Below are 22,361 nucleotides of genomic sequence, written 5' to 3' on the forward strand. Positions count from 1 at the left end.
CGTCACGGATACACCGCGAGGCGTCGCGGCGAGACGGGACCGGCGCCGGCTGCAGGAGAACGACGTAAGCTCCTACATTCGGGTCCGCAGAAAATGGTCTCCCTCCGAAACGGCGGCCGGGCGAAAATGCCGGCCGGGTGATTTCGGGCGTGCCTGTGGGGCACACAGACGGACCGGCGGCGCCGGTATCCGAGCAGAGAGACCGGAGTTGCGGATAAAAACCGCCGAACGGGGCGCTGGGAAGCGCCATATACTTCTACTCAACGAGGCAATTTCCAGCGCCCCGTCCGAGTTGAATGCAGATGCAAGGCACGGATGGATTCATCGCGTGAACGGAAAGCCGTGCGCACGACCGGCCTCATTCAATAACTTCCGAAAATGCTTTCAGAACTGCTCACAAGCCACGGGCAGCAGGCCCTATTTCAGCCATCCCGCGATGCGCTCCACCGCCTCGGCGATTTCCGCCTCGGACCCCGCATAGGACATGCGCATCGTCCGGCTGCCCTCCAGCGGATCAAAGTCGAATCCGGGTGTCGCGGCCACGTCGATTTCCGCCAGCATCCGCTTGGCAAAGGCCATGCTGTCGTTGGTGAACCGCGTGATATCGACATAGGCATAGAACGCGCCGTCCATCGGCGAAGCGATCGAAAGGCCGATTTCGGGAAGCCGCCTCATCAGGAAATCGCGGTTTCTGGCATAGCTCGCCTTGTAGACGTCGAGTTCCGCCGCAGCGCCGAGGGCCGCCGTGGCGGCGATCTGGGAAAGCTCCGGCGGCGAGATGTAGAGGCTTTGCGCCACCCGTTCGATAGGCCGGACAAGCCGCTCCGGCAACACCATCCAGCCGATCCGCCAGCCGGTCATGCAATAATATTTCGAGAAGGAGTTGATGATGATCGCCTCGCCTGTCAGCTCCAGGGCGCTCGTTTCCTGGCCGGCGAATGTCAGGCCGTGATAGATTTCGTCGGAGATGAAGGCGATCGAATTGGCGGCGCAATAATCGGCCAGCGCCTTCAGCGCGTCCCTTCCCGTCACCGTGCCGGTCGGGTTGGCGGGGCTTGCAAGCAGAACCCCTTTCAGTCTCACGCCGCTTTCCTGCTGCGCGGCCTCCAGGCTTTCCGGCGTCATCGTGAAATGCGTCTCGGCGGTTACCGGCACTTCGAGGACTTTCAGGCCGAGCGCGCCGAGAATATTGCGGTAGGCCGGATAGCCGGGCCTCGCGATCGCCACGGCATCGCCGGCATCGAAAAGCGAAAGGAACGCAAGATTGAAGCCCGCCGAGGAGCCGGTGGTGACGGCGATCCGCATGGGATTGACGTCAAGCCCGTGCCGGTCGCGGTAGTGCAAGGAAAGCGCGCTTTTCAGCCGCGCGGTGCCGAGCGCGTCGGTATAGCCGATCCTGCCGTCGGCCAGCGCTGCGCGCGCGGCCTCGAGCGCTGTCTGCGGGGCCGGATGGGAAGGCTGGCCGACGGCCATGGAGATGACCGGATGGCCGTTTGCGCGCCTTCTGGTCGCCTCCGCCAGCACGTCCATGGCGTGGAAAGGCTCGACTTCGCTGCGTTTCGATACGGAAAACAAGGCTGCATATCTCCGGATGTTCACTTGCGGCCAGACAATTGACGCAATATTGAGTTCATCACAATCCCGCGATTGCGTCGCGCCTGCGAAAAAATCCTGTTTGAGGACTGTAGCTCGCGCCTTAACGTGATGCTTTGGGGCTCAACCTGGGAACGCGGCGATAGTGAATCGCAGCAAAATCGGCCCATCTGCCGAAGACGAGGATCAAAATGACCTTCTTTGCGAAAACATTCACCGCCCTCGCACTCGCCGCAAGCGTTGCCCTGCCTTTTCCGGCAGCTGCCCTCGATGACGCGCAGAAGAAGGAATTCGGCGAGTTCATCAAGGAATACCTGATTCAGAACCCGGAAATCATGCTCGAGGTGCAGGATGCCCTGCAGAAGAAGCAGCAGGAAGCCCGCTCTGTGAAAGCCAATCAGGCGATCGCGGAGAACGGCAAGGATATCTTCAACGCGAAATACGACATGACGATCGGCAATCCGAAGGGCGACGTCACCATCGTCGAGTTCTTCGACTACAATTGCGGCTACTGCCGTCACGCCCTGTCCGACATGCAGGCCATGCTCGAAAAGGACAAGAACGTCCGCTTCGTGCTGAAGGAATTCCCGATCCTCGGGCCGGAATCGGTCGCCGCTCATAAGGTTTCGGATGCCTTCCGCAAGCTCGCTCCGGAAAAGTACGGACAGTTCCATGTCGCCCTGCTTGGCGGCGACGGCCGTGCGGACGAGGACAGCGCCATCGCAGTCGCAACATCGCTCGGCGTCAGCGAGATGCAGATCCGTGACGAAATGAAGAAGAGCCCGGACACCGCCTCCGTCGAAGGAGCCTACGAGCTGGCGCAGAAGCTCGGCATCAGCGGCACCCCCTCCTATGTCATCGGCAACGAGCTGGTGCAGGGCGCGGTCGGTTTCGACGATCTTGAGGCCAAGGTGAAAAACATGCGCGCCTGCGGGAAGACGAGCTGCTGAGGCGGCGCCCATCAATTCGCCAAAATCCAAGTGTTTCAGCCATGTGGACAAATATGGCACGATTTCGGCTGCCCTCCCCAAGGGGCTTTCTTTAAAGACATGGGGAGTCTATAGGTGGCCCTCGTGATTTTGACGGAACATTCGATGACGCAGACTATTTTCGTCCTGAACGGACCTAACCTGAACATGCTCGGCAAACGAGAACCCGGCATCTATGGTGGAAAGACGCTCAAGGATATCGAGGCGGATTGCAAGGCGGCTGGCCGTGACCTTGGCTTCGAAATCGATTTCCGCCAGAGCAATCATGAAGGCGTCCTTGTCGACTGGTTCCACGAGGCGCAAGACAAGGCGGCAGGCGTTGCGATCAATGCCGGCGCCTACACGCACACGTCGGTTGCGCTGCACGATGCAATCCGCGCCATTTCCATTCCGGTGATCGAGCTCCATATCTCGAACGTGCATGCACGCGAAGAATTCCGCCACAAATCGATGATCGCGCCGGCTGTAAAGGGCGTGATCTGCGGCTTTGGCCCCTATAGCTACATCCTGGCGCTGCAGGCGCTGAAGAACCTCACGGCATAAGAAGAAGACAGGGCACACTCATGGCTGAGACGAAAAAAGGTATCGATCAGGCGCTGATCCGCGATCTCGCAAACATCCTCAACGACACGGACCTGACGGAAATCGAAGTCGAGCAAGAAGATTTGCGCATCCGCGTTTCGCGCGCCACCACGCAGTATGTCCAGGCGCCGATCGCCGCGCCGGCCTATGCGGCAGCCGCCTCTTCCGCAGCCGCACCGCAACCGGCAGCCGCTCCGGCAGCAGCGACGCGTAACCCGGCGAACACCATCAACGCACCGATGGTCGGCACCGCTTACATGGCTCCGGCACCGGGCGCCCGCGCCTTCATCGAAGTAGGCTCGACCGTCAAGGAAGGCCAGACGCTGCTCATCATCGAAGCGATGAAGACGATGAACCAGATTCCGTCTCCGAAGTCCGGGAAGGTCACGGAGATCCTAGTCGAGGACGGACAGCCCGTCGAATATGGCCAGCTCCTCGTCGTCATCGAATAAGGCGGGCGTCATGGTCTCCAAAATCCTCATTGCCAATCGCGGGGAAATTGCGCTGCGCGTGCTGCGCGCCTGCAAGGAGCTCGGCATCCCGTGCGTCGTCGTGCACTCCACAGCCGACGCCGATGCCATGCATGTGCGCCTTGCAGACGAGAGCGTCTGCATCGGCCCGCCGCCGTCGCGTGATAGCTACCTGAACATCCATCAGATCGTTGCCGCCTGCGAAATCACCGGCGCCGACGCCGTGCATCCGGGCTACGGCTTCCTTTCGGAAAACGCCAAGTTCGCCGACATCCTCGAAGCCCACGGCATCACCTTCATCGGGCCGACGGCGGAGCATATCCGCCTTATGGGTGACAAGATCACCGCCAAGCAGACGGCGCAGCAACTCGGCATTCCCGTCGTTCCGGGCTCCGACGGTGAGGTTACTGCCGAGAATGCGCTGGAAACGGCCCGCAAGATCGGCTTCCCGGTTCTTATCAAGGCGACGGCCGGCGGCGGCGGGCGCGGCATGAAGGTCGCCAAGACCGAGGCCGATCTCGACGAAGCGCTGAACACGGCCCGCTCGGAAGCGGCTGCAGCCTTCGGCAATCCCGCGGTTTACATGGAAAAATACCTCGGCAAGCCGCGGCACATCGAAGTCCAGGTTTTCGGCGACGGCGAAGGCAATGCGATCCATCTCGGCGAACGCGACTGCTCCTTGCAGCGCCGCCACCAGAAGGTCTGGGAAGAGGCAAACTCCCCGGCTCTCAACGTCGAGCAGCGCATGAAGATCGGCCAGGTCTGCGCCGACGCCATGAAGAAGATGAAATATCGCGGCGCCGGAACGATCGAATTCCTCTACGAGAACGGCGAGTTCTATTTCATCGAGATGAACACCCGCCTGCAGGTCGAGCATCCGGTGACCGAAGCGATCACCGGTATCGACCTCGTGCACGAACAGATCCGCGTCGCGTCCGGCCGCGGTCTCTCCGTCAAGCAGGAGGAGGTCACCTTCGAGGGCCACGCGATCGAATGCCGTATCAACGCCGAGGATCCGCGCACCTTCGTGCCCTCGCCCGGTACGATCACGCATTTCCATGCGCCGGGCGGCCTCGGCGTGCGTATCGATAGCGGCGCCTACCAAGGCTATAAGATCCCGCCGTACTATGATAGTCTCATAGGCAAGTTGATCGTGCACGGACGGACGCGTGTGGAATGCATGATGCGCCTGCGCCGTGCTCTCGACGAGTTTGTCGTCGACGGCATCAAGACGACGCTACCGCTGTTCCAGGATCTCGTGTCCAATCAGGATATCGCCAACGGCGATTATGATATCCACTGGCTGGAGCACTACCTGGCCAACCATTCGGCATAACGGGATGGCAGGATCGCGCAGGAAGTCCCCAGGCATCACCCCGGAGATCCTCCTGCGCGCCTACTCCATCGGCCTGTTTCCGATGGCGGAATCGGCCGATGATCCGGAAATCTTCTGGGTCGAACCGGAACTTCGCGGCGTGCTGCCGCTCGATGACTTTCATGTTTCGAAAAGCCTTGCGAAGACCATCCGCAAGAAGCCATTCGACATCCGTTTCAACTATGATTTCGACGCGGTGATCGCGGCTTGCGCCGAGGCAACCTCCGACCGGCCGAGCACTTGGATCAACCATACCATCCGATCGCTCTATTCCACGCTGCATCGGATGGGCCATGCCCATTCCGTCGAGGCCTGGGAGGACGGCTGGCTGGTCGGCGGCCTTTACGGCGTCTCGCTCGGCTCGGCCTTCTTCGGCGAAAGCATGTTCTCCCGCCGCACCGACGCCTCGAAGATCTGCCTCGTCTATCTGGTCGAGCGGTTACGCGACAGCGGCTTCACTCTGCTCGACACGCAATTCACGACCGAACATCTGAAGACCTTCGGCGCCATCGACGTTAATAAAGAGGACTATGCGGTGATGCTGGCCTCCGCGATGCAATCGCCGCATCTGGAGTTTTAAGCGCGAGCCGAAGCCGCTTTACTGCGCCGTCGCCGCGCTGTCCGGCGGCGGGACGTCGGAGTTCTGCTTGCAGTCTTTCAGCCAGACGTCGTAGATCGGGTGTTCGACGGCGTTGAGGCCGGGACTGTCGGCGAACATCCAGCCGCTGAAGATCCGGCGGATCTTCCGGTCGAGCGTGATCTCATCAACCTCGACAAAGCCGTCAATTTTCTGCGCTTCCGCCTGGTCACGCGAATAGCAGGCCTTCGGCGTGACCTGGAGCGCACCGAACTGCACGGTCTCGTTTACATAGACATCGAACGTCGTGATGCGACCGGTGATCTTGTCGAGGCCGGAAAAGACTGCGACGGGATTGTTGATGCGCGCGGCGGACGCCGCCTGCGGCAGCAAAGAGGAGCCAAGCGCCAGCGCCAAGCCGGCGGCACGCAGGATCTGATTCCGCGTGAAAAGCTTCATATCTGCGCGTCTCCACCGCATTGGATAGGAGCCGCAGCTGCTGCGGCCAACCTGCGGGTAAAGGTCAATTGTGGCCAAAAGCCGGGCCGCATGGCCCGACCCACGGTGCGTTATCAGTTGCCCGGCGTCCAGGCGTCGTAGTCGCCGGTCACCCGCGGGCGCTCGCCGGAAGCGGCAAGCGAGCCCGGCGGACGATAGGCCTGAGCGGTCCCCGTAAGATTTGGGCGGTGCGCCTTCTGCCATTCCTTGGCGACATAGTTTTCCTTGGACGGCGGAGTGTCGGTGCGGTGATGCATCCAGCCGTGCCAGCCCGGCGGAATGGCGGACGCTTCGGCATAACCGTTATAGATCACCCAGCGCTTCGGCAGACCGTAGGAAGACAGGCCGCCTTCGTAATAGACGTTACCGAACTCATCCTCGCCGACGCGCTTGAATTTGCGCAGGGCGTACAGGGTGCCAAGGGTGTAATAATTCCACCAGGTGAAAACGTGCAGCAGGAACTTCTTCATGTCTTTTCCTTGTGCTTGCCGAAGGTCAAGCGGGTCGGGAATTCGATCCTTCGCTTATGCCGCCGGAATGCCGGATTGTCCAGCGATTCCCGAGCGGCGACGCCTCACTTCAGGGCCATCTTGAAGCCCAGATGCGACTGCACGAATCCCAGGCGCTCGTAGAACCTGTGGGCATCCTTGCGCTTGGCGTTCGAGATCAACTGGACACGCGCAAGGCCACGGCCTTTTGCTTGTGCGATGCAGAATTCGATCATCTGTCCGCCGATGCCCTGACCGCGCACATCCCCGCGCGTCTGAACTGCTTCGATTATCATGAAGGATGCGCCGCGCCCCGTCAGCGTTGTCGCGATCGATATCTGGAAGGTGCCGACGACCTCGCCGGCCTTCTCGGCGACATAGAGCGCCTGGTCCGGCGAAGCGGCGATCCCAGCGACAGCTCTGGCGTAATCGGGAAAGGCAGCTGCATCGGTCGTGTCGCCATGCCCGCCGATATCGTCGGCGGCAAAGAGCGCGATCAATGCAGGCAGGTCGGTTTCGCGGGCCTGGCGGATGATGAGATCGTTCGGCATCGGATGCTCAGTGCGCCTGCAGGCGCTTTTCAAGGATGAGGCTCGGAATGCCTGACTGGCCGGGACCGATATTCTCGTTGCGTCCCACCTCGACGAATCCCAGCCGGTTGTAGAAGCTTATGGCCTCTTCGTTCTTCGGCTCGACCTCGAGCCGCATGATCTCCGCGTTCGGGAAGCAGGTTTCCAGCTCGGCGAACATGTCCCGCCCGATTCCCTGACGTTGCAGCGACGGGCGCACATAGAGGAGATGCAAGATCGCGGTCTTCGCCATCTCCGCGGACATTGCCGCATAGCCGACCGCGCCGATATCCTTGCCGCTGTCGGCAACTAGAAACTCGGCATTCTTTCTGGACAACCGCGCCTTCAACGCGGCGGGCGAAAAAAGATGAGCGACAAGCTCGTCGACCTTCGCATCGCCGTAGAAGCCGTCGTAGGCGGCATGAAAGCTCTCGACCAGCAAGCCACGGATCGTCTCGAGATCACGCTCGCCAGCTGTGCGGACAAAATAGACCATTCGTACTTTCCATGGCAGGACCGCGCCCAAGGACGGCGGAAGCTGAGAAAAGGGCGCCGCTGATCGCGCCTATTCCTCGATACCGAGCTTCGCCTTGACGAGAGCCTGGACGGCCTGCGGGTTTGCCTTGCCGCCCGTCGCCTTCATGACCTGGCCGACGAACCAGCCGGCGAGCGTCGGCTTGGCCTGGACCTTGGCGACCTGATCGGGGTTGGCGGCGATGATCTCGTCAACGGCCTTCTCGATGGCGCCGGTGTCAGTCACCTGCTTCATACCGCGGGCCTCGACGATGTCAGCCGGGTCACCACCCTCATTGAGGACGATCTCGAACAGGTCCTTGGCGATCTTGCCGGAAATCGTTTCGGCCTTGATGAGATCGATGATCGCGCCCAGCTGTGCTGGCGAAACCGGAGTGTCCTCAATGTCCTTGCCGGTCCTGTTCAAGGCGCCGAGAAGATCGTTGATCACCCAGTTTGCTGCCGTCTTGCCGTCGCGGCCTTCGGCCACGGCTTCGAAGTAATCGGCAATCGCCTTCTCGGAAACGAGGACGGACGCGTCATAGACCGACAGGCCGAGGTCGCGCACGAAGCGTTCCTTCTTGTCGTCCGGCAGCTCCGGCAGGTGCGCTTCGAGAGCCTTGATGAAGGCATCGTCGAATTCAAGCGGCAGCAGGTCCGGATCGGGGAAGTAGCGGTAGTCGTGCGCATCTTCCTTGGATCGCATGGAACGGGTCTCGCCCTTGTTCGGATCGAAAAGCCGTGTCTCCTGATCGATCGTGCCGCCGTCTTCCAGAATGCCGATCTGGCGGCGGGCTTCGTATTCGATCGCCTGGCCGATGAAGCGGATGGAGTTGACGTTCTTGATCTCGCAACGCGTGCCGAAAGCTTCACCCGGGCGACGGACGGAAACGTTGACGTCGGCACGCATCGAGCCTTCGTCCATGTTGCCATCGCAGGTGCCGAGATAGCGAACGATCGAGCGCAGCTTAGTCATGTAGGCCTTGGCTTCGTCGGAAGAGCGCATGTCTGGCTTCGAGACGATTTCCATCAGCGCGACGCCCGAGCGGTTGAGGTCCACGTAGGACATGGTGGCATGCTGGTCGTGCAGCGACTTGCCGGCGTCCTGTTCCAGATGCAGGCGCTCGATGCCGATCTCGATATCCTCGAACTGGCCTTGGCGGTCGGGACCGAGAGAAATCACGATCTTGCCCTCGCCGACGATCGGATCCTTGTACTGCGAGATCTGATAGCCTTGCGGCAGGTCGGGATAGAAATAGTTCTTGCGGTCGAAGAGCGAGCGCTTGTTGATCTGGGCTTTCAGCCCGAGACCGGTACGCACCGCCTGCCTGACGCATTCCTCGTTGATAACAGGCAGCATGCCGGGCATGGCGGCATCGACGAGCGAGACGTTGGAATTCTGCGGCTTGCCGAATTCGGTCGAGGCGCCGGAGAAGAGCTTCGAATTCGACAGCACCTGCGCATGGACCTCCATGCCGATGATGACCTCCCAGTCACCGGTGGCGCCGGGAATGAAGCGTTTCGGATCAGGCGTGCGAACGTCGACAATGGTCATTTGATGCTCTTTGGAAGGCTGTTCTTTTCATCTGGTGAGGTAACGGAAATGGTCTGCCGGTGCAAGGCTTTCGGCACATCAGATGCCAGGGCCTGGACCGTAACTGCCGTCGCCCTCGGGTTCGAAGTCCTTGCTCAATCCGACCGACGGCACGTCGCGGTCGAGCTTGGGATTGTAGGCGACCGAAAGCCAATGGATGGCATAGCCATGCTTCTGGAAGAAGCTGATCGCCTCGGTATTACCCGAATGCGTCTGCATCGCCGCCTTTTCGAAGCCCTGCTCGGCGATGTCCTTTTCGATCCGCTGCAGAAGCGCCGAGCCTAGACCCTGACGGGTATAGGCCGGATCGATCCAGAAATCGGAAATCGTCTCATCCAGCCGTTCGCGCGCTCCCCAGCCGGCAATCTGGCCGTTAAGCTCGGCGACCGTAATCGTCAGCCAGTTGCTTTGCGTGAAATACACAAAAGCGCTCCGCGCCGCATCCAGCAGCGCATCCGACTCGCCCATCGCCGCCATGGCCCTTTGCCAGGCTCTGAGGCCAATCTCACTCAAAAGGTCCGCTTCGCCCTCGTGGGCATTGCGAGTGTGGATCATGGAACCCCCGTTCGACGCAACGAGTAGAGCACCTAATCAGCGGCTTTTCTATTAATTTGCGCAGTTGGCCCACCGTTTTTGTGAGCGCTCCCCGAAACCGGCCGCAGCTTGACTGCGACCTCTCCGGTCGGAGCCACGTCTCAAAGACCGGCCGAAAGCTCGGCCTTCATCGCCGCCCATTCCTCAGCGACAGAGCCCCCACCCCGCCGCTTGCCAGCGCGCCAGTACCAGTAATCGGCATTCCAGTCGTCGCCTTCGATGCGGTGACAGATGGCGTGTCCCCAATCGAAGGGGCTTTCGCCTTCACGGCTCTGGCAGATCTCATGGACGGCCTGCCATTGCCCGCCCACGGAAAAGCCGGCGGCCGCGAGGCGATCGAAGGCTTCGATGAGATTGGCAAGATCAGATTTCGACATGAACGCCTCCCTGCGCGCTGCCTAGCCCAGATGCTTTTCCAGGTTGACCTTGTCGAGGTCTATGCCAAGACTTAGGTCGCGCTCGACACCGCGCCAGACGATCGAAAAGCCATTCCGCTCATAAAGACGGATAGCACCAGCGTTTGTCGCCCGCGTGTCGATCTTGGCGACCTTGAACCCTGCCGCTGCAATGCGCGTCAGGAAATGCCGGAGAAGCGCCGAGCCTACACCGCGGCCCTGATAGGCAGGATCGATCCAAAGATCGGAAATATAATCGGGCGCGTCTTCGCAGGCGCCCCATCCGGCCAGTCTTCCGGCGATTTCGGCTACGGCAACGTGGCCCTTGGCCGATGCGGGATAATCGAGGAATGCCTTCCGCGCGGCTTCGACGATGTCGCGGTCGCCGAACTCCGCTTCACCCTGGCTGCTGGACAGCCATGCCGCAAAACCGATGTCGCCGACCAGTTGGTGGTCGGCGACGGTCATTTTCCGAATTGTAAGTCCGCTTACCACCACTTGGCCGGCGTGAATTTGCCGGCGGCCTGTTCGATGACGTGCGCGGTCTTGAAGAGGGTTTCTTCGTCGAAGGGCTTGCCGATGAGCTGGAGGCCGAGCGGCAGGCCCTGGTGATCGAGGCCAGCGGGGACAGCGATGCCCGGGAGACCCGCCATGTTGACCGTCACCGTGAAGATATCGTTCAGGTACATCTTGACCGGGTCGGATGCGAGATTCTCATCGGCGACGCCGAAGGCAGACGAGGGCGTGGCGGGCGTCAGGATGGCATCAACGCCGGCATTGAACGCCAGTTCGAAATCGCGCTTGATGAGCGTACGGACCTTCTGCGCCTTGATGTAGTAGGCATCGTAGTAACCGGCCGAAAGCACATAGGTGCCGATCATGATGCGGCGCTTGACTTCCTTGCCGAAGCCCGCGGCGCGGGTCTTCTCGTATAGGTCGACGATGTCCTTGCCGTCGACGCGCAGGCCGTAGCGCACGCCATCATAGCGAGCGAGGTTCGAGGACGCTTCGGCCGGGGCGACGATGTAGTAGGCCGGAAGTGCATACTTCGTGTGCGGCAGCGAGATGTCGACGATCTCGGCCCCTCCGTCCTTCAGCCAGGCGATGCCCTGCTGCCAGAGCGTTTCGATTTCCTCGGGCATGCCGTCGACCCTGTACTCGTTCGGAATGCCGATCTTCATGCCCTTCAGCGACTTGCCGAGGGAGGCTTCGTAATCCGGCACCGGCAGGTCGACGGAGGTCGTGTCCTTGGGATCGACTGACGCCATCGACTTCAGAAGGATTGCGGCATCGCGCACGTCGCGAGCGATCGGGCCTGCCTGGTCGAGCGAGGAGGCAAAGGCAACGGTGCCCCAGCGCGAGCAGCGGCCATAGGTCGGCTTGATGCCGACAGTGCCGGTGAAGGCTGCCGGCTGACGGATCGAGCCGCCGGTGTCGGTTGCCGTGGCGCCTGCGCAGAGATGTGCGGCAACGGCAGCGGCTGAACCGCCGGACGAGCCGCCCGGAACGAGCTGCTGGTTGGAGCCGGCCGAGCGCCAGGGATTGATGACCGCGCCGTAATAGGACGTCTCGTTGGACGAACCCATGGCGAACTCATCCATGTTGAGCTTGCCGAGCATGACGGCGCCGTCGTCCCAGAGGTTCTGGGTGACGGTCGATTCGTAATGCGGCTTGAAGCCGTCGAGGATATGGCTGCAGGCCTGGGTGTGGATGCCTTCCGTTGCGAAGAGATCCTTGATGCCGAGCGGAATGCCCTCAAGCGCGCCTGCCTTGCCGCCGGCCAGGCGAGCATCCGACACTTCGGCCATCTGCAGCGCCTTCTCGGGCGTGACCTTCACATAGGCGTTGAGCTTCTCGTTTGCCGCCTCGATCGCCGAGATATAGGCCTCGGTCAGTTCGACGGCTTTGATTTCCTTGGCACGCAGCTTCTCGCGGGCTTCGGCAATGGTGAGGCTGGTGAGTTCGCTCATGATGTTTCGCTTCAAATCTGGAATGGCAACGGAGTCGGAAAGCGGCAGCGGGCCTTATTCGACGACTTTAGGCACCAGGAAGAAATTCTGATCGGTGAGCGGCGCATTGGAAACGATATCGGCAGCCTTGTTGCCGTCCGTCACCGCGTCGCTGCGCTTCTTCATGTCCATAGGCGTGACCGAGGTCATCGCCTCGACGCCTTCGACGTTCACTTCCGAAAGCTGCTCGACGAAGCCGAGAATACCGTTCAGCTCGCCAACCATGCGGTTTGCCTCTTCTTCCGAGACGGCAATACGGGCAAGGCGCGCAACGCGCTTAACGGTGGCAAAGTCGACGGACATGGCATTCTCCGAATGGGAAATTTCCCACCCGCTATAAAGACCATGTCCGCCCAGTGCAACGGGGTTTTGCTTAGATGGACAGCGTCTCGCCGGGCTTCATCGCCTTCACCGCGGCCTTCGCCCCCTCCATGCCGGAGACGAACTTGTCGGCCGTCTGGTCAATGATCGGGAAGGTGCCGTAATGGCAGGGGATTGCCGTCTTGAAATTGAAGTAGCGCTGGCAGGCGAGCGCAGCGACGGCACCGCCCATGGTGAAGCGGTCGCCGACCGGCACGAGGCCGATATCCGGCTGATGCAGTTCGTTGATCAGCGCCATGTCGGAGAAGATGTCGGTATCGCCCATCGCGAAGATCGAGGCTTCATCATCGAAATGCAGCATCAGGCCGTTGGCATTGCCGAGCGCGTGGGAGACGCCATCCTCGGTGATCTGTGCGGAGGAATGCAGCGCATTGGTGAACGTGGCCGAGAAGCCGCCGAGCGAGATCGTGCCACCCGTGTTGCCCATTTCAAGCTTCGAAAGACCCTTGGAGCCGAGCCAGGACGCCAGATCGGCGTTGGCGAGAACAACGGCTCCGGTCTCCTTGGCGATTGCGACGGTATCGCCGACATGATCGCCATGGCCGTGGGTGAGCAGGATATGGGTGACACCTGCGGAGACATCCTTGAGGCTCTGACCGGCAAAAGACGGATTGTGCGTCAGGAACGGGTCGAGCAGGATCTTCGCCTTTGCCGTTTCGATGCGGAAGGCGGAATGGCCTAGCCAGGTAATCTTCATGAAACTCTCCTTTTGTTACGTGATGCAAAAACTGGATTGGGTTGCTATGGACATATCCGTTACAGCCGCAAAGAAAAGCGGTAAGTGCTTCAATTTCTTTTGACAGGATGGACGACAATGACGGTGCTGACGATCGAGGAACTGGCGGCAATGCTTCCGCCCGGACAGGCGATCGCCGGACTCGATCTGGGCACGAAGACGATCGGTCTTGCGATGTCCGATCTCGGGCGGCGTTTCGCGACCCCGCGCCCCGTCATCAAGCGGCAGAAGTTCACGATCGACGCCGAAGCACTGCTTGCCTTTGCCGCCAGCGAGAAAGTAGCCGGTTTCGTGATCGGCCTGCCGATAAACATGGATGGCTCTGCAGGTCCGCGCGTGCAGGCAACGAGGGCCTTCGTGCGCAACATGGAGCAGAAAACCGCCCTGCCCTTCGTCTATTGGGATGAACGGCTTTCGACGGTGGCGGCCGAGCGGGCGCTGTTGGAAATGGACGTGTCACGTGCCAAGCGCGCCGAGCGGATTGATTCGGCAGCGGCAAGCTTCATTCTTCAGGGGGCGCTCGACAGGCTCTCGCTGCTCGGCAGATCAGAGGATTTCGACGCCTGACGCACCTTCCACCAGGCGATCATCGTCTTGCGTCTGCGGAAGCCCAGGATGGCCAAGACAACCAGACTGTCGACGGCGATCGCCCGGGCGACCAGCGGCGGGATGGTCTCCGGCGGCACGCCGAGGATTTTTCCGTAAATCTGGAAGGTCAGGTCATGGACCTGACGCGTCAGCATGAAGATCCCGAAGTTCATGTCGTAGTAGGAGAGCCAGTACCAGCCGCCGAGAAAGACGATCGGTCCCAACCAGAAGATCAGGAACCACTTCATGCGGTCTCCCCTCTTTGCCTGAACTCAGGCAGGTCGAGGGTGACCGCCCAGATCGACAGTGCCATGACGCTCAGGACCAGCGCAGGCACAGCAATGTCCAGCGCAAGCACCGCGAAAAACATCATCGCGGCAAGGAGCAATGCGGCTTTGGCGGCTTTGGTTCCCATGATCCTGACAGCTAAGATTTAGACTGCGGATACCCTGTCCCCTTAACCGGCAGGGCGCAACGTAAACCATTTGTTAAGGTTAACGGGCGAGCTGCCGCCTGTGGATCATGACACGAGCAGCGGCTCAGCCGTAGACGCCGCGCACGATGCGCTTCAGCGCCGTTGCGGCCTTCTCCCAGTCCTTCGGGGTCTTCAGCGCCAGACCGGCGCACTGGCCGCCCGCAGCAGCGGAGAGGACAAGATGCTGGATGGCGGCGATCAGGATCGCGTTGATGGCGACTGCATCGACGCCCTTCGGCGGCGCAAGCGAGCCGCGCATGCGCTCCAGCCATTGCGACAGTGCCTTCGAGCGGGCTTCGGCAAGCCGCCTCACCTGCTCGGTATTCTCGGAAACCTCCCAGGCGACGATGCGGCGCATCAGCGGGTCGTCGCGAAGCGCCTCCAGAAACAACAGCGCCAAGCGCTCCATGAGATCGCCATAGGTGAGCAGGAACATGCCGCCTGTGTCTTCCGGAATCCGGTCCCTGACCCAGGTGCCGAGATCGGCGCCGATCGTCTCGACAAGGCCGTTCAGGCCGCCGTAATAGCGATAGATCAGCTGCTTGTCGCATCCGGCGCGGCGGGCGACGGCATTGATGCCGAAATTCTGGAAACCCTCCTCCGCCAGCAGCGCCTTCGCTGCCTTGAGAATCGTCTTCTCGGTCGCGCCGCGGTCACGCACGCGCTTTTCCGGCACCGGCGCCGCCAAAGGCGCCACAGCCGCTGCTTCATCAATCAGCATTGCTTTTCAACCCAGCCCTGTCACCCGACGGTGATTAGCAACTCGCACAGAGCCGGACAACGGGCGAGGATGCCTGCGGACCAAAAGCCCTGTGGAGAAAAGCATTTCCGCGGCGGCATTTACCGGTTGCGAAGATCCGTACAGCCGGTAAACCGGGCCACGACGTGCCGGAGCCGCCAAATGCTGATTATCTTCGAGAGCATCCTCCCGATCTTTCTTCTTGTCTTGCTCGGCGTTGGGCTGCGCCGCAGTCCATTGCTCAACGAGAGCCTTTGGCCGGGGCTCGAGCAGCTCGGCTACTACGTTCTCTTCCCTTCCCTTCTCTTCCTCACGCTGGCGAAAGCGGACTTTTCCGGCATGGAGACGGGCACGATCAGCCTGGTCTCGATCCTCGCCGTTCTTGTCATGTCGGCGCTGGTCTTCGCTCTGTGGCCCGTTCTCGCCCGCGCCGGTGTCCGACCGGCGGCCTATACTTCCCTCTTCCAGACGGCCACGCGGTGGAATGCGTTCATCGCGCTCGCGGTAGCGGAAAAGCTTGCGGGGTCACAGGGGCTCGCCATCGTCGCGCTGGTGATGGCGGTCATCATCATTCCGATCAACCTCATCAATGTCGGGATGCTGGTGTGGTTCTCGGGCGCTTCGCGCGACCTGCGGGTATTTGCCGTGAAGATCGTGACCAACCCGCTGATCATCGGCTGCGCGCTCGGGCTTCTCGTCAACCTCGCGCAAATACCGATCTATGAGCCGCTGATGGTCACGGTCGACCTGGTCGCCCGGGCCTCCCTGGGGCTCGGTCTCATCATGGTCGGCGCGGGGCTCAGAATTTCCGACGCCCTGCGGCCACGCTCCGTGGCGCTGGTATCCGTGCTGCTGAAGCTACTCGCCTTTCCCGCTCTCATGATCGGCATCGGTCTCGCCTTCGGCATCCATGGGCAGCCGCTCGTGCTGCTCGCCCTAAGTGCCGGCGTGCCGACCGCGATGAACGGCTATGTCCTCGCCAAACAGATGGGCGGAGACGCTGCGCTCTATGCCGCGGCGGCAACGATCCAGACCGCGATTTCGTTCGTGACCATCCCGGTGGTCCTCACCGCCGCGACCTATGTTGCCGGCGGGTAGAGAAGATCGACGATATATCCGGCGTCGAAACGGGAATCGAGCATGCCGTAGGTCGAGCGCCAGCCGCCCGCAAGACGAGTCTCGATGAAGGCGTCGGCAATGCGACCCGCCCCGAGCCGATAGAGTTCGGCGGCACCGGCAGCGAGTGCAAGCTGCTCGACCAGCAGGCGGCCCGCCCCCTCGTCGCGCTCGCAGAGCGCCATGGCGGCGCGAAGGACGTCGATCGTCTTCTTGCCTGCCGGGCCGAGATCGCGCGCGAGGCCGGTGAAAACGGTCTCGAAGAGATCCTTGCCGCGCGCCAGCACGCGCAGCACATCGAGCGCCATGACGTTGCCGGAGCCTTCCCAGATCGCGTTGACCGGGGCTTCGCGGTAATGGCGGGCGATCGGGCGTTCCTCGATATAGCCGCTGCCGCCGATGCATTCCATCGCCTCATAGATCAGCGCCGGCGCAATCTTGCAGCACCAGTACTTGGCGACCGGCGTCATGACGCGGGCATAGGCTGCCTCTTCAGCATTGCCACGCGCCTTGTCGAAGGCGTCCGCGAGACGGAAGGAGAGTGCCGTTGCGGCAGCGACGTCGAGCGCCATATCGGCGAGCACGCGGGTCATGATCGGCTGGTGGACGAGCATCTTGCCGAAGACGCTGCGGCCACGCGTGTGGTGCACGGCCTCGGCGAGCGAGGCGCGCATGATGCCGGAAGAGGCCAGCGCGCAGTCGAGGCGCGTGAGCGTCACCATGTCGAGGATCGTGCGGATGCCGGCATCCGGACCGCCAAGCAGGAAACCGAAGGTGTCGTTGAACTCGACTTCGGAAGATGCGTTGGAGCGATTGCCGAGCTTATCCTTCAGGCGCTGGAACTGCAGGCCGTTGGCAGAGCCGTCTTCCAGCAGGCGCGGAACCAGGAAGCAGCCCATGCCCTCCTTCGTCTGCGCCAACATGATGAACGCGTCGCTCATCGGCGCGGACATGAACCATTTGTGGCCGGACAGGCGGTAGATACCTTCGCTGACCTTTTCCGCCGTGCTCTTGTTGGAGCGGACGTCCGTGCCGCCCTGCTTTTCCGTCATGCCCATGCCGATCGTGACGGCGGTTTTCTGCATGGCGGGCTTGTTGGACGAATCGTATTTGCGCGATAGGATTTTCGGCGCCCAGTCCTTCTGAACGGCGGGAGAGGCGGACAGTGCCGCGACCGAAGCGCTCGTCATCGTCAGCGGGCAAAGATGGCCGGTTTCGAGCTGGGCGGTCAGATAGAAACGCGCGGCGCGAACCTTGTGTGCCTGATCCTTGGCGTCGGCATCCGCTTGCGGGTCCCAGACCGAGGAGTGCAGACCGACGGACATGGAGCGGCGCATCAGCGCGTGCCATGCGGGATGGAACTCGACCACATCCAGGCGCTCGCCGCGCGGACCATGCGTGCGAAGCTGGGGCGTGCCTTGGTTTGCCATCCGCGCCAGCTCCTGCGCCTCCGGGGAGGTGGCGTAACGGCCCATGTTTTCCAGGTCCTCGCGCGTGCCGCGCGGCAGACCCGCCGTCAGGTCGACGATCAGCGGATCGGACCGATAGGCATTGATGCCGGACCACAGACTTGGCTGGTTCAGTTCGGCGAATTTTTCTTCAGCGGAGGTCATGAATCGCTTCTAGTGCAAGAGGCAGGCAAAAGGAAACCGGAAGTTACGCTTTCCGCCTCCTGCTCTAACGGATTTGCCGCAAAATTCCATTAGGACATGAGCCTTCGCCCACAGCACATGCTTGCCCCTCACCTCTCCACTCATTATAGAGCGCCTGACACAGCAAGAGGCAGGTTCATGGTCTTCTTTCCCCACCGCCACCTCATCGGCATAAAAGGCCTTACCGAGCAGGATATCACCTACCTTCTCGACAAGGCGGACGAGGCCGTCAAGATCAGCCGCCAGCGAGAGAAGAAGACGTCGACTCTTCGCGGCCTGACGCAGATCAATCTCTTCTTCGAAGCCTCGACACGCACGCAAGCCTCCTTCGAACTCGCCGGAAAGCGCCTCGGCGCCGACGTCATGAACATGTCGGTCGGCAATTCCTCGGTGAAGAAGGGCGAGACGCTGATCGATACGGCGATGACGCTGAATGCCATGCGGCCCGATGTGCTGGTCATCCGCCATTCGAGCGCGGGTGCCGCGGCGCTGCTGGCCCAGAAGGTTTCCTGCTCGGTGGTCAACGCCGGCGACGGTCAGCACGAACACCCGACACAGGCTCTGCTCGATGCACTGACGATCCGCCGCGCCAAGGGCAAGCTGTCGCGCATCATCGTCGCGATCTGCGGCGATGTGCTGCATTCGCGCGTTGCCCGCTCGAACATCCTGCTTCTGAATGCCATGGGCGCGCGCGTCCGTGTCGTCGCACCGGCAACGCTCTTGCCTGCCGGCATTGCCGACATGGGCGTCGAGGTCTTCCATTCGATGAAGGAAGGGCTGAAGGATGCCGACGTGGTAATGATGCTGCGCTTGCAGCGTGAGCGGATGTCCGGCGCCTTCGTGCCGTCAGTGCGCGAATACTATCACTTCTACGGTCTCGACGCCGAAACGCTGAAGGCGGCCAAGGACGACGCGCTGGTGATGCATCCGGGACCCATGAACCGCGGCGTGGAGATATCCTCCGAAGTGGCCGACGGTCCCCAGAGCGTGATTGCCGAACAGGTGGAAATGGGGGTCGCGGTGCGCATGGCGGTGATGGAGGCTTTGCTTGTCTCTCAGAACCAAGGCCCCCGCACTGAAGGACTTGGCGCATGAGCAACTCCATCGTTTTTAAAAATGTCCGCATCATCGATCCTTCGCGCAATCTCGATGAAGTCGGCACCATCGTCGTCAAGGACGGCGTGATTGCCGCGGCCAGTAGGGATGCGCAAAACCAGGGTGCGCCGGAAGGTGCCACGGTGCGCGACTGCAGCGGTCTGATCGCAACGCCCGGCCTGGTCGATGCGCGCGTCCACATCGGCGAGCCGGGTGCCGAACATCGCGAAACGATCGCCTCCGCAAGCCGAGCAGCTGCGGCGGGCGGTGTGACCTCCATCATCATGATGCCCGATACCGATCCGGTCATCGACGATATCGCCCTGGTCGAATTCGTCAAGAAGACGGCAAAGGACAAGGCGCTCGTCAACGTCTACCCGGCAGCGGCGATCACCAAACACCTGGCCGGCGAGGAAATGACCGAGATCGGGCTATTGATGGAAGCCGGAGCGGTTGCCTTCACGGATGGGCGCTCCAGCGTGCACGACACGCAGGTGCTGCGCAGGGTCATGACCTATGCGCGCGAATTCGGCGCCGTCATCTCCTGCGAAACGCGCGACAAGTATCTCGGCGCAACCGGCGTCATGAACGAGGGCCTGTTCGCGAGCTGGCTCGGCCTCGGCGGTATCCCGAAGGAAGCAGAGCTCATCCCGCTGGAACGTGACCTGCGCATCGCCCAGCTGACGCGCGGAAACTATCATGCGGCGATGATTTCGGTGCCGGAATCGGTCGAAGCGATCCAGCTCGCAAAGAGCCGCGGTGCGAAGGTCACCTGTGGTATCTCGATCAACAACCTGGCACTCAACGAAAACGACATCGGCGAATACCGGACCTTCTTCAAGCTCTATCCGCCGCTGCGCTCCGAGGACGATCGCGTCGCAATGGTGGATGCACTGGCGACCGGCGCGATCGACATCATCGTTTCGTCGCATGACCCGCAGGATGTCGATACCAAGCGCCTGCCCTTCGGCGAGGCGGCCGACGGCGCCGTCGGCCTGGAGACCATGCTCGCGGCGGCGCTGAGGTTGCATCATAGCGGACAGGTGAACCTGATGCGGCTGATCGATGCGATGTCGACGCGGCCGGCTCAGATCTTCGGCCTCGATGCCGGAACTTTGAAGCCGGGCGCAAAGGCCGATATCACGCTCATCGACCTCGACGACCCTTGGCTTGTTTCGAAAGACATGCTTCTCTCTCGCTCGAAGAACACGCCTTTCGAGGATGCACGCTTCAGCGGACGGGCTGTCGCGACCTATGTCGCGGGACAATGTGTGCACTCTCTTTAAGAACAGGGTCCGGAGGGGACAATGATTTCCGATCTTTCGACTTGGCAGATCACGCTGCCGCTGGCGCTCACGGCTGCCGTCATCGGCTATCTGCTGGGCTCGATCCCCTTCGGCCTCATCCTGACGCGGGCGGCCGGGCTCGGTGACGTCAGAAGCATCGGTTCAGGCAACATCGGCGCAACCAACGTGCTTCGCACCGGCAACAAGAAGCTTGCGGCGGCAACGCTTCTGCTCGATGCGCTGAAGGCCACAGCAGCGGCCTTGATCATGAGGTATATTGCCGGTCCTGAGGCAGGTGCCATTGCCGGCCTCTTCGCCTTCCTTGGTCACCTCTTCCCGGTGTGGCTCGGCTTCAAGGGCGGCAAGGGCGTCGCCACCTATATCGGCACGCTGCTCGGCATCGCCCCGCTCTTCGTGCTCGTCTTCGCGGCCGTCTGGCTCGCCGTTGCCTTCATCTTCCGCTACTCGTCGTTAGCGGCCCTCACCGCGATGCTTGTCATTCCGGTTGCATTGTGGATACTGGGCGCCGAGAAGGTTGCAGCCGTCATGGCGATCATGACGGTCATCTCCTACTACAAGCACAAGGCCAACATCTCCCGCCTGTTGAGCGGGACGGAAAGCAAGATCGGGGCGAAGGGATAGGATGGACGCAAGCAGCGCAAGGCCAAAGGGAATTGCGCTGACGGAAAGGCAGAAGATCGCCTGGCTGCGTCTCATCCGCTCCGACAATGTCGGGCCTGCCACTTTTCGGCAACTCATCGATCATTTCGGCTCGGCGGAAGCCGCACTTTCGATGCTGCCGGAGCTTTCGTCGCGCGGGGGCGCGACTCGCTCCGTCCGTATTGCAACCGAGGCCGAGGCGCATCGGGAACTGGAACTGGCACACAGATTCGGCGCCCGCTTCGTCGCCATCGGCGAGCCGGACTATCCGCAGGCGCTGGGGCAGATCGAAGGCGCGCCGCCCCTGCTTGCCGTCAAGGGGCATCTTTCGGCCGTGAGCCGCCCGGCTGTCGGCATCGTCGGCTCCCGAAACGCCTCGGTCAGCGGTGCGAAGTTCGCCGCCATGATTGCCCGCGATTGCGGGCGCGCCGGCTATACCGTCGTTTCGGGCCTCGCCCGCGGGATCGATACGGCCGCGCACCGCGCAAGCCTGGAGACCGGCACCATCGCCGCCTTGGCCGGCGGGCTCGACCAGCCCTACCCTCCAGAAAATACTGGGCTCCTCGACGAGATATGGAACGGCAACGGGCTCGCCATCAGCGAAATGCCTTTTGGCTGGGAGCCGCGGGCGCGGGACTTTCCAAGGCGCAACCGGTTGATCGCCGGGGTTTCGCTGGGGGTCGCGGTCGTCGAGGCGGCGACGCGTTCCGGCTCGTTGATCACCGCGCGGCTTGCCGGCGAATTCGGACGGCTGGTCTTTGCTGTTCCGGGCTCGCCGCTCGATCCGCGCTGCCATGGCACGAACGGGCTGCTCAAGGAGGGCGCGATGATCGTAACGTCGCCTGAAGACGTGGTCGAGGCGCTGGCGCCGCTCTCGCAGCGCGATCTCTTTTCGACACCCGCGGTCAGGGAGCCGGACGTGGGCGAGCCCGATATGCTGCCGCCCGACGATTCCGAACGCACCCGGATCGTCGAGGCGCTCGGGCCTTCACCGGTTGAGATCGACGACGTTATCCGGCATACCGGGCTCGCGGCGTCCGCTGTCTACCTAGTGCTTCTGGAGCTGGATATCGCCGGTAGGCTGCACCGGCATCCGGCCGGTCTCGTCTCCCTTGCGATGGGGGATTGAGTTTACTACATGCGGCTGTGAAGCTCGCCGGCCTCCACATAGGCCATCTCGATAAGGTAGCAGAGCATGTCCGCCTTTTCCTTTTCGGCGACTTGATGCAACTCCCCGAGCATCTGGCGGATAAATGCAATGTTTTCCCGCGAGGCCGATTTGCTATTCTTTGTTTCAACCTTTGGCGCCATGAAGGGTCTCTCAACAATTACGGACGGCCACATTGATAGGAGCCTTGACCACACTTGAAGGACGATAATCCAATTA

General features: G+C 61.7%; 28 protein-coding genes. 11 read left to right on the top strand and 17 right to left on the bottom strand.

Annotation, left to right across the window (positions count from 1 at the left end):
* Window positions 1-417 precede the first annotated feature (417 nt).
* Window positions 418-1,575 (bottom strand): pyridoxal phosphate-dependent aminotransferase, encoded by a 1,158-nt coding sequence (locus ACPYOI_RS21285; protein WP_481423337.1) that lies wholly within the window; start codon window positions 1,573-1,575, stop codon window positions 418-420.
* A 209-nt stretch (window positions 1,576-1,784) separates the two neighbouring features.
* Between ACPYOI_RS21285 and ACPYOI_RS21290 the strand changes: the two genes are divergently transcribed.
* The 5 genes from ACPYOI_RS21290 (at window position 1,785) to aat (ending at window position 5,589) form a co-directional block, all read left to right on the top strand.
* Window positions 1,785-2,543, top strand: coding sequence for a DsbA family protein (locus ACPYOI_RS21290; protein WP_481417063.1), 759 nt, complete (start codon window positions 1,785-1,787; stop codon window positions 2,541-2,543).
* Window positions 2,544-2,687: 144 nt separating this feature from the next.
* On the top strand, window positions 2,688-3,125 hold the full coding sequence (gene aroQ / locus ACPYOI_RS21295; RefSeq protein WP_481417062.1) for a type II 3-dehydroquinate dehydratase: 438 nt from the start codon (window positions 2,688-2,690) through the stop codon (window positions 3,123-3,125).
* Between the two features lie 20 nt (window positions 3,126-3,145).
* Entirely contained in the window at window positions 3,146-3,616 is a 471-nt protein-coding gene (gene accB, locus ACPYOI_RS21300) for an acetyl-CoA carboxylase biotin carboxyl carrier protein (RefSeq protein WP_481417061.1), read from the top strand.
* Between the two features lie 10 nt (window positions 3,617-3,626).
* Window positions 3,627-4,970, top strand: coding sequence for an acetyl-CoA carboxylase biotin carboxylase subunit (gene accC, locus ACPYOI_RS21305; RefSeq protein ID WP_481417060.1), 1,344 nt, complete (start codon window positions 3,627-3,629; stop codon window positions 4,968-4,970).
* Window positions 4,971-4,974: 4 nt separating this feature from the next.
* Window positions 4,975-5,589: a leucyl/phenylalanyl-tRNA--protein transferase gene (aat, locus tag ACPYOI_RS21310; protein ID WP_481417059.1), complete on the top strand. Its 615-nt coding sequence runs from the start codon at window positions 4,975-4,977 to the stop codon at window positions 5,587-5,589.
* 18 nt (window positions 5,590-5,607) lie between these two features.
* On the opposite strand, the gene ACPYOI_RS21315 is transcribed toward aat, so the two are convergent.
* The 11 genes from ACPYOI_RS21315 to ACPYOI_RS21365 all read right to left on the bottom strand — a co-directional run bounded on the left by ACPYOI_RS21315 (window position 5,608) and on the right by ACPYOI_RS21365 (window position 13,324).
* The gene (locus ACPYOI_RS21315; RefSeq protein ID WP_481417058.1) at window positions 5,608-6,045 is read right to left on the bottom strand and encodes a DUF2155 domain-containing protein; all 438 of its coding nucleotides are present in this window, start codon (window positions 6,043-6,045) and stop codon (window positions 5,608-5,610) included.
* 113 nt (window positions 6,046-6,158) lie between these two features.
* A complete protein-coding gene (locus tag ACPYOI_RS21320) occupies window positions 6,159-6,554 on the bottom strand; it encodes an NADH:ubiquinone oxidoreductase subunit NDUFA12 (protein ID WP_481417057.1) in 396 nt (131 codons plus the stop codon).
* A gap of 104 nt (window positions 6,555-6,658) precedes the next feature.
* Window positions 6,659-7,123 carry a GNAT family N-acetyltransferase gene (locus tag ACPYOI_RS21325; RefSeq protein ID WP_481417056.1) on the bottom strand — a complete coding sequence of 155 codons (465 nt, stop codon included), beginning with the start codon at window positions 7,121-7,123 and terminating at the stop codon, window positions 6,659-6,661.
* Between the two features lie 7 nt (window positions 7,124-7,130).
* Window positions 7,131-7,637: an N-acetyltransferase family protein gene (locus tag ACPYOI_RS21330; protein WP_481417055.1), complete on the bottom strand. Its 507-nt coding sequence runs from the start codon at window positions 7,635-7,637 to the stop codon at window positions 7,131-7,133.
* A gap of 69 nt (window positions 7,638-7,706) precedes the next feature.
* On the bottom strand, window positions 7,707-9,209 hold the full coding sequence (gene gatB, locus ACPYOI_RS21335; RefSeq protein WP_481423338.1) for an Asp-tRNA(Asn)/Glu-tRNA(Gln) amidotransferase subunit GatB: 1,503 nt from the start codon (window positions 9,207-9,209) through the stop codon (window positions 7,707-7,709).
* Window positions 9,210-9,287: 78 nt separating this feature from the next.
* Window positions 9,288-9,803: a GNAT family N-acetyltransferase gene (locus tag ACPYOI_RS21340; RefSeq protein ID WP_481417053.1), complete on the bottom strand. Its 516-nt coding sequence runs from the start codon at window positions 9,801-9,803 to the stop codon at window positions 9,288-9,290.
* Window positions 9,804-9,943: 140 nt separating this feature from the next.
* On the bottom strand, window positions 9,944-10,219 hold the full coding sequence (locus ACPYOI_RS21345; protein WP_481417052.1) for a hypothetical protein: 276 nt from the start codon (window positions 10,217-10,219) through the stop codon (window positions 9,944-9,946).
* Between the two features lie 21 nt (window positions 10,220-10,240).
* Window positions 10,241-10,705 carry an N-acetyltransferase family protein gene (locus tag ACPYOI_RS21350; protein WP_481417051.1) on the bottom strand — a complete coding sequence of 155 codons (465 nt, stop codon included), beginning with the start codon at window positions 10,703-10,705 and terminating at the stop codon, window positions 10,241-10,243.
* 20 nt (window positions 10,706-10,725) lie between these two features.
* A complete protein-coding gene (gatA, locus tag ACPYOI_RS21355; RefSeq protein WP_481423339.1) occupies window positions 10,726-12,207 on the bottom strand; it encodes an Asp-tRNA(Asn)/Glu-tRNA(Gln) amidotransferase subunit GatA in 1,482 nt (493 codons plus the stop codon).
* 54 nt (window positions 12,208-12,261) lie between these two features.
* Complete coding sequence (gatC, locus tag ACPYOI_RS21360; protein WP_481417049.1) at window positions 12,262-12,549, bottom strand: Asp-tRNA(Asn)/Glu-tRNA(Gln) amidotransferase subunit GatC; 288 nt, start codon at window positions 12,547-12,549, stop codon at window positions 12,262-12,264.
* 70 nt (window positions 12,550-12,619) lie between these two features.
* Complete coding sequence (locus ACPYOI_RS21365) at window positions 12,620-13,324, bottom strand: metal-dependent hydrolase (RefSeq protein WP_481417048.1); 705 nt, start codon at window positions 13,322-13,324, stop codon at window positions 12,620-12,622.
* Window positions 13,325-13,441: 117 nt separating this feature from the next.
* On the opposite strand from ACPYOI_RS21365, the gene ruvX reads away from it, so the two are divergent.
* Window positions 13,442-13,930 (top strand): Holliday junction resolvase RuvX, encoded by a 489-nt coding sequence (gene ruvX, locus ACPYOI_RS21370; protein ID WP_481417047.1) that lies wholly within the window; start codon window positions 13,442-13,444, stop codon window positions 13,928-13,930.
* Here the strand turns inward: ruvX and ACPYOI_RS21375 are convergent.
* From ACPYOI_RS21375 to ACPYOI_RS21385, 3 genes are all read right to left on the bottom strand, one after another.
* Complete coding sequence (locus ACPYOI_RS21375) at window positions 13,873-14,199, bottom strand: DUF6105 family protein (RefSeq protein WP_481417046.1); 327 nt, start codon at window positions 14,197-14,199, stop codon at window positions 13,873-13,875. The two genes, ruvX and ACPYOI_RS21375, sit on opposite strands and share 58 nt — an antisense overlap.
* Complete coding sequence (locus tag ACPYOI_RS21380; RefSeq protein ID WP_481417045.1) at window positions 14,196-14,366, bottom strand: hypothetical protein; 171 nt, start codon at window positions 14,364-14,366, stop codon at window positions 14,196-14,198. The genes ACPYOI_RS21375 and ACPYOI_RS21380 overlap by 4 nt, the downstream gene beginning before the upstream one ends.
* A 124-nt stretch (window positions 14,367-14,490) precedes the next feature.
* Complete coding sequence (locus ACPYOI_RS21385) at window positions 14,491-15,147, bottom strand: TetR/AcrR family transcriptional regulator (protein WP_481417044.1); 657 nt, start codon at window positions 15,145-15,147, stop codon at window positions 14,491-14,493.
* A gap of 180 nt (window positions 15,148-15,327) precedes the next feature.
* On the opposite strand from ACPYOI_RS21385, the gene ACPYOI_RS21390 reads away from it, so the two are divergent.
* Complete coding sequence (locus ACPYOI_RS21390; protein ID WP_481417043.1) at window positions 15,328-16,263, top strand: AEC family transporter; 936 nt, start codon at window positions 15,328-15,330, stop codon at window positions 16,261-16,263.
* Here ACPYOI_RS21390 and ACPYOI_RS21395 read toward each other — a convergent pair.
* Window positions 16,245-17,894 carry an acyl-CoA dehydrogenase family protein gene (locus tag ACPYOI_RS21395; RefSeq protein ID WP_481417042.1) on the bottom strand — a complete coding sequence of 550 codons (1,650 nt, stop codon included), beginning with the start codon at window positions 17,892-17,894 and terminating at the stop codon, window positions 16,245-16,247. The two genes, ACPYOI_RS21390 and ACPYOI_RS21395, sit on opposite strands and share 19 nt — an antisense overlap.
* A gap of 177 nt (window positions 17,895-18,071) precedes the next feature.
* Between ACPYOI_RS21395 and ACPYOI_RS21400 the strand changes: the two genes are divergently transcribed.
* The 4 genes from ACPYOI_RS21400 to dprA are packed head-to-tail and all read left to right on the top strand — an operon-like array spanning window position 18,072 to window position 22,103.
* Complete coding sequence (locus ACPYOI_RS21400; RefSeq protein WP_168829231.1) at window positions 18,072-19,028, top strand: aspartate carbamoyltransferase catalytic subunit; 957 nt, start codon at window positions 18,072-18,074, stop codon at window positions 19,026-19,028.
* Window positions 19,025-20,314 carry a dihydroorotase gene (locus ACPYOI_RS21405; protein WP_481417040.1) on the top strand — a complete coding sequence of 430 codons (1,290 nt, stop codon included), beginning with the start codon at window positions 19,025-19,027 and terminating at the stop codon, window positions 20,312-20,314. Before ACPYOI_RS21400 ends, ACPYOI_RS21405 begins: the two co-directional genes overlap by 4 nt.
* Before the next feature lie 21 nt (window positions 20,315-20,335).
* Window positions 20,336-20,956 carry a glycerol-3-phosphate 1-O-acyltransferase PlsY gene (gene plsY, locus ACPYOI_RS21410; RefSeq protein WP_481417039.1) on the top strand — a complete coding sequence of 207 codons (621 nt, stop codon included), beginning with the start codon at window positions 20,336-20,338 and terminating at the stop codon, window positions 20,954-20,956.
* Between the two features lies 1 nt (window position 20,957).
* A complete protein-coding gene (dprA, locus tag ACPYOI_RS21415) occupies window positions 20,958-22,103 on the top strand; it encodes a DNA-processing protein DprA (RefSeq protein ID WP_481417038.1) in 1,146 nt (381 codons plus the stop codon).
* 5 nt (window positions 22,104-22,108) lie between these two features.
* Here dprA and ACPYOI_RS21420 read toward each other — a convergent pair whose 3' ends face one another.
* Window positions 22,109-22,285, bottom strand: coding sequence for a hypothetical protein (locus ACPYOI_RS21420; protein WP_168829227.1), 177 nt, complete (start codon window positions 22,283-22,285; stop codon window positions 22,109-22,111).
* Between the last annotated feature and the right edge of the window lie 76 nt (window positions 22,286-22,361).

Source organism: Rhizobium sp. SVR5-2C (genome assembly GCF_056755115.1).

Coding starts and splice junctions, on each gene's coding strand:
- ACPYOI_RS21405 (WP_481417040.1), top strand. CDS start 19,025: ATGAGCAACTCCATCGTTTTTAAAAATGTCCGCATCATCGATCCTTCG.
- ACPYOI_RS21385 (WP_481417044.1), bottom strand. CDS start 15,147: ATGCTGATTGATGAAGCAGCGGCTGTGGCGCCTTTGGCGGCGCCGGTG.
- gatC (WP_481417049.1), bottom strand. CDS start 12,549: ATGTCCGTCGACTTTGCCACCGTTAAGCGCGTTGCGCGCCTTGCCCGT.
- ruvX (WP_481417047.1), top strand. CDS start 13,442: ATGACGGTGCTGACGATCGAGGAACTGGCGGCAATGCTTCCGCCCGGA.
- gatB (WP_481423338.1), bottom strand. CDS start 9,209: ATGACCATTGTCGACGTTCGCACGCCTGATCCGAAACGCTTCATTCCC.
- ACPYOI_RS21350 (WP_481417051.1), bottom strand. CDS start 10,705: ATGACCGTCGCCGACCACCAACTGGTCGGCGACATCGGTTTTGCGGCA.
- ACPYOI_RS21325 (WP_481417056.1), bottom strand. CDS start 7,123: ATGCCGAACGATCTCATCATCCGCCAGGCCCGCGAAACCGACCTGCCT.
- gatA (WP_481423339.1), bottom strand. CDS start 12,207: ATGAGCGAACTCACCAGCCTCACCATTGCCGAAGCCCGCGAGAAGCTG.
- ACPYOI_RS21400 (WP_168829231.1), top strand. CDS start 18,072: ATGGTCTTCTTTCCCCACCGCCACCTCATCGGCATAAAAGGCCTTACC.
- ACPYOI_RS21375 (WP_481417046.1), bottom strand. CDS start 14,199: ATGAAGTGGTTCCTGATCTTCTGGTTGGGACCGATCGTCTTTCTCGGC.
- ACPYOI_RS21365 (WP_481417048.1), bottom strand. CDS start 13,324: ATGAAGATTACCTGGCTAGGCCATTCCGCCTTCCGCATCGAAACGGCA.
- ACPYOI_RS21380 (WP_481417045.1), bottom strand. CDS start 14,366: ATGGGAACCAAAGCCGCCAAAGCCGCATTGCTCCTTGCCGCGATGATG.
- dprA (WP_481417038.1), top strand. CDS start 20,958: ATGGACGCAAGCAGCGCAAGGCCAAAGGGAATTGCGCTGACGGAAAGG.
- ACPYOI_RS21290 (WP_481417063.1), top strand. CDS start 1,785: ATGACCTTCTTTGCGAAAACATTCACCGCCCTCGCACTCGCCGCAAGC.
- ACPYOI_RS21395 (WP_481417042.1), bottom strand. CDS start 17,894: ATGACCTCCGCTGAAGAAAAATTCGCCGAACTGAACCAGCCAAGTCTG.
- ACPYOI_RS21330 (WP_481417055.1), bottom strand. CDS start 7,637: ATGGTCTATTTTGTCCGCACAGCTGGCGAGCGTGATCTCGAGACGATC.
- ACPYOI_RS21315 (WP_481417058.1), bottom strand. CDS start 6,045: ATGAAGCTTTTCACGCGGAATCAGATCCTGCGTGCCGCCGGCTTGGCG.
- ACPYOI_RS21340 (WP_481417053.1), bottom strand. CDS start 9,803: ATGATCCACACTCGCAATGCCCACGAGGGCGAAGCGGACCTTTTGAGT.
- plsY (WP_481417039.1), top strand. CDS start 20,336: ATGATTTCCGATCTTTCGACTTGGCAGATCACGCTGCCGCTGGCGCTC.
- aroQ (WP_481417062.1), top strand. CDS start 2,688: ATGACGCAGACTATTTTCGTCCTGAACGGACCTAACCTGAACATGCTC.
- aat (WP_481417059.1), top strand. CDS start 4,975: ATGGCAGGATCGCGCAGGAAGTCCCCAGGCATCACCCCGGAGATCCTC.
- ACPYOI_RS21420 (WP_168829227.1), bottom strand. CDS start 22,285: ATGGCGCCAAAGGTTGAAACAAAGAATAGCAAATCGGCCTCGCGGGAA.
- ACPYOI_RS21390 (WP_481417043.1), top strand. CDS start 15,328: ATGCTGATTATCTTCGAGAGCATCCTCCCGATCTTTCTTCTTGTCTTG.
- ACPYOI_RS21320 (WP_481417057.1), bottom strand. CDS start 6,554: ATGAAGAAGTTCCTGCTGCACGTTTTCACCTGGTGGAATTATTACACC.
- accB (WP_481417061.1), top strand. CDS start 3,146: ATGGCTGAGACGAAAAAAGGTATCGATCAGGCGCTGATCCGCGATCTC.
- accC (WP_481417060.1), top strand. CDS start 3,627: ATGGTCTCCAAAATCCTCATTGCCAATCGCGGGGAAATTGCGCTGCGC.
- ACPYOI_RS21345 (WP_481417052.1), bottom strand. CDS start 10,219: ATGTCGAAATCTGATCTTGCCAATCTCATCGAAGCCTTCGATCGCCTC.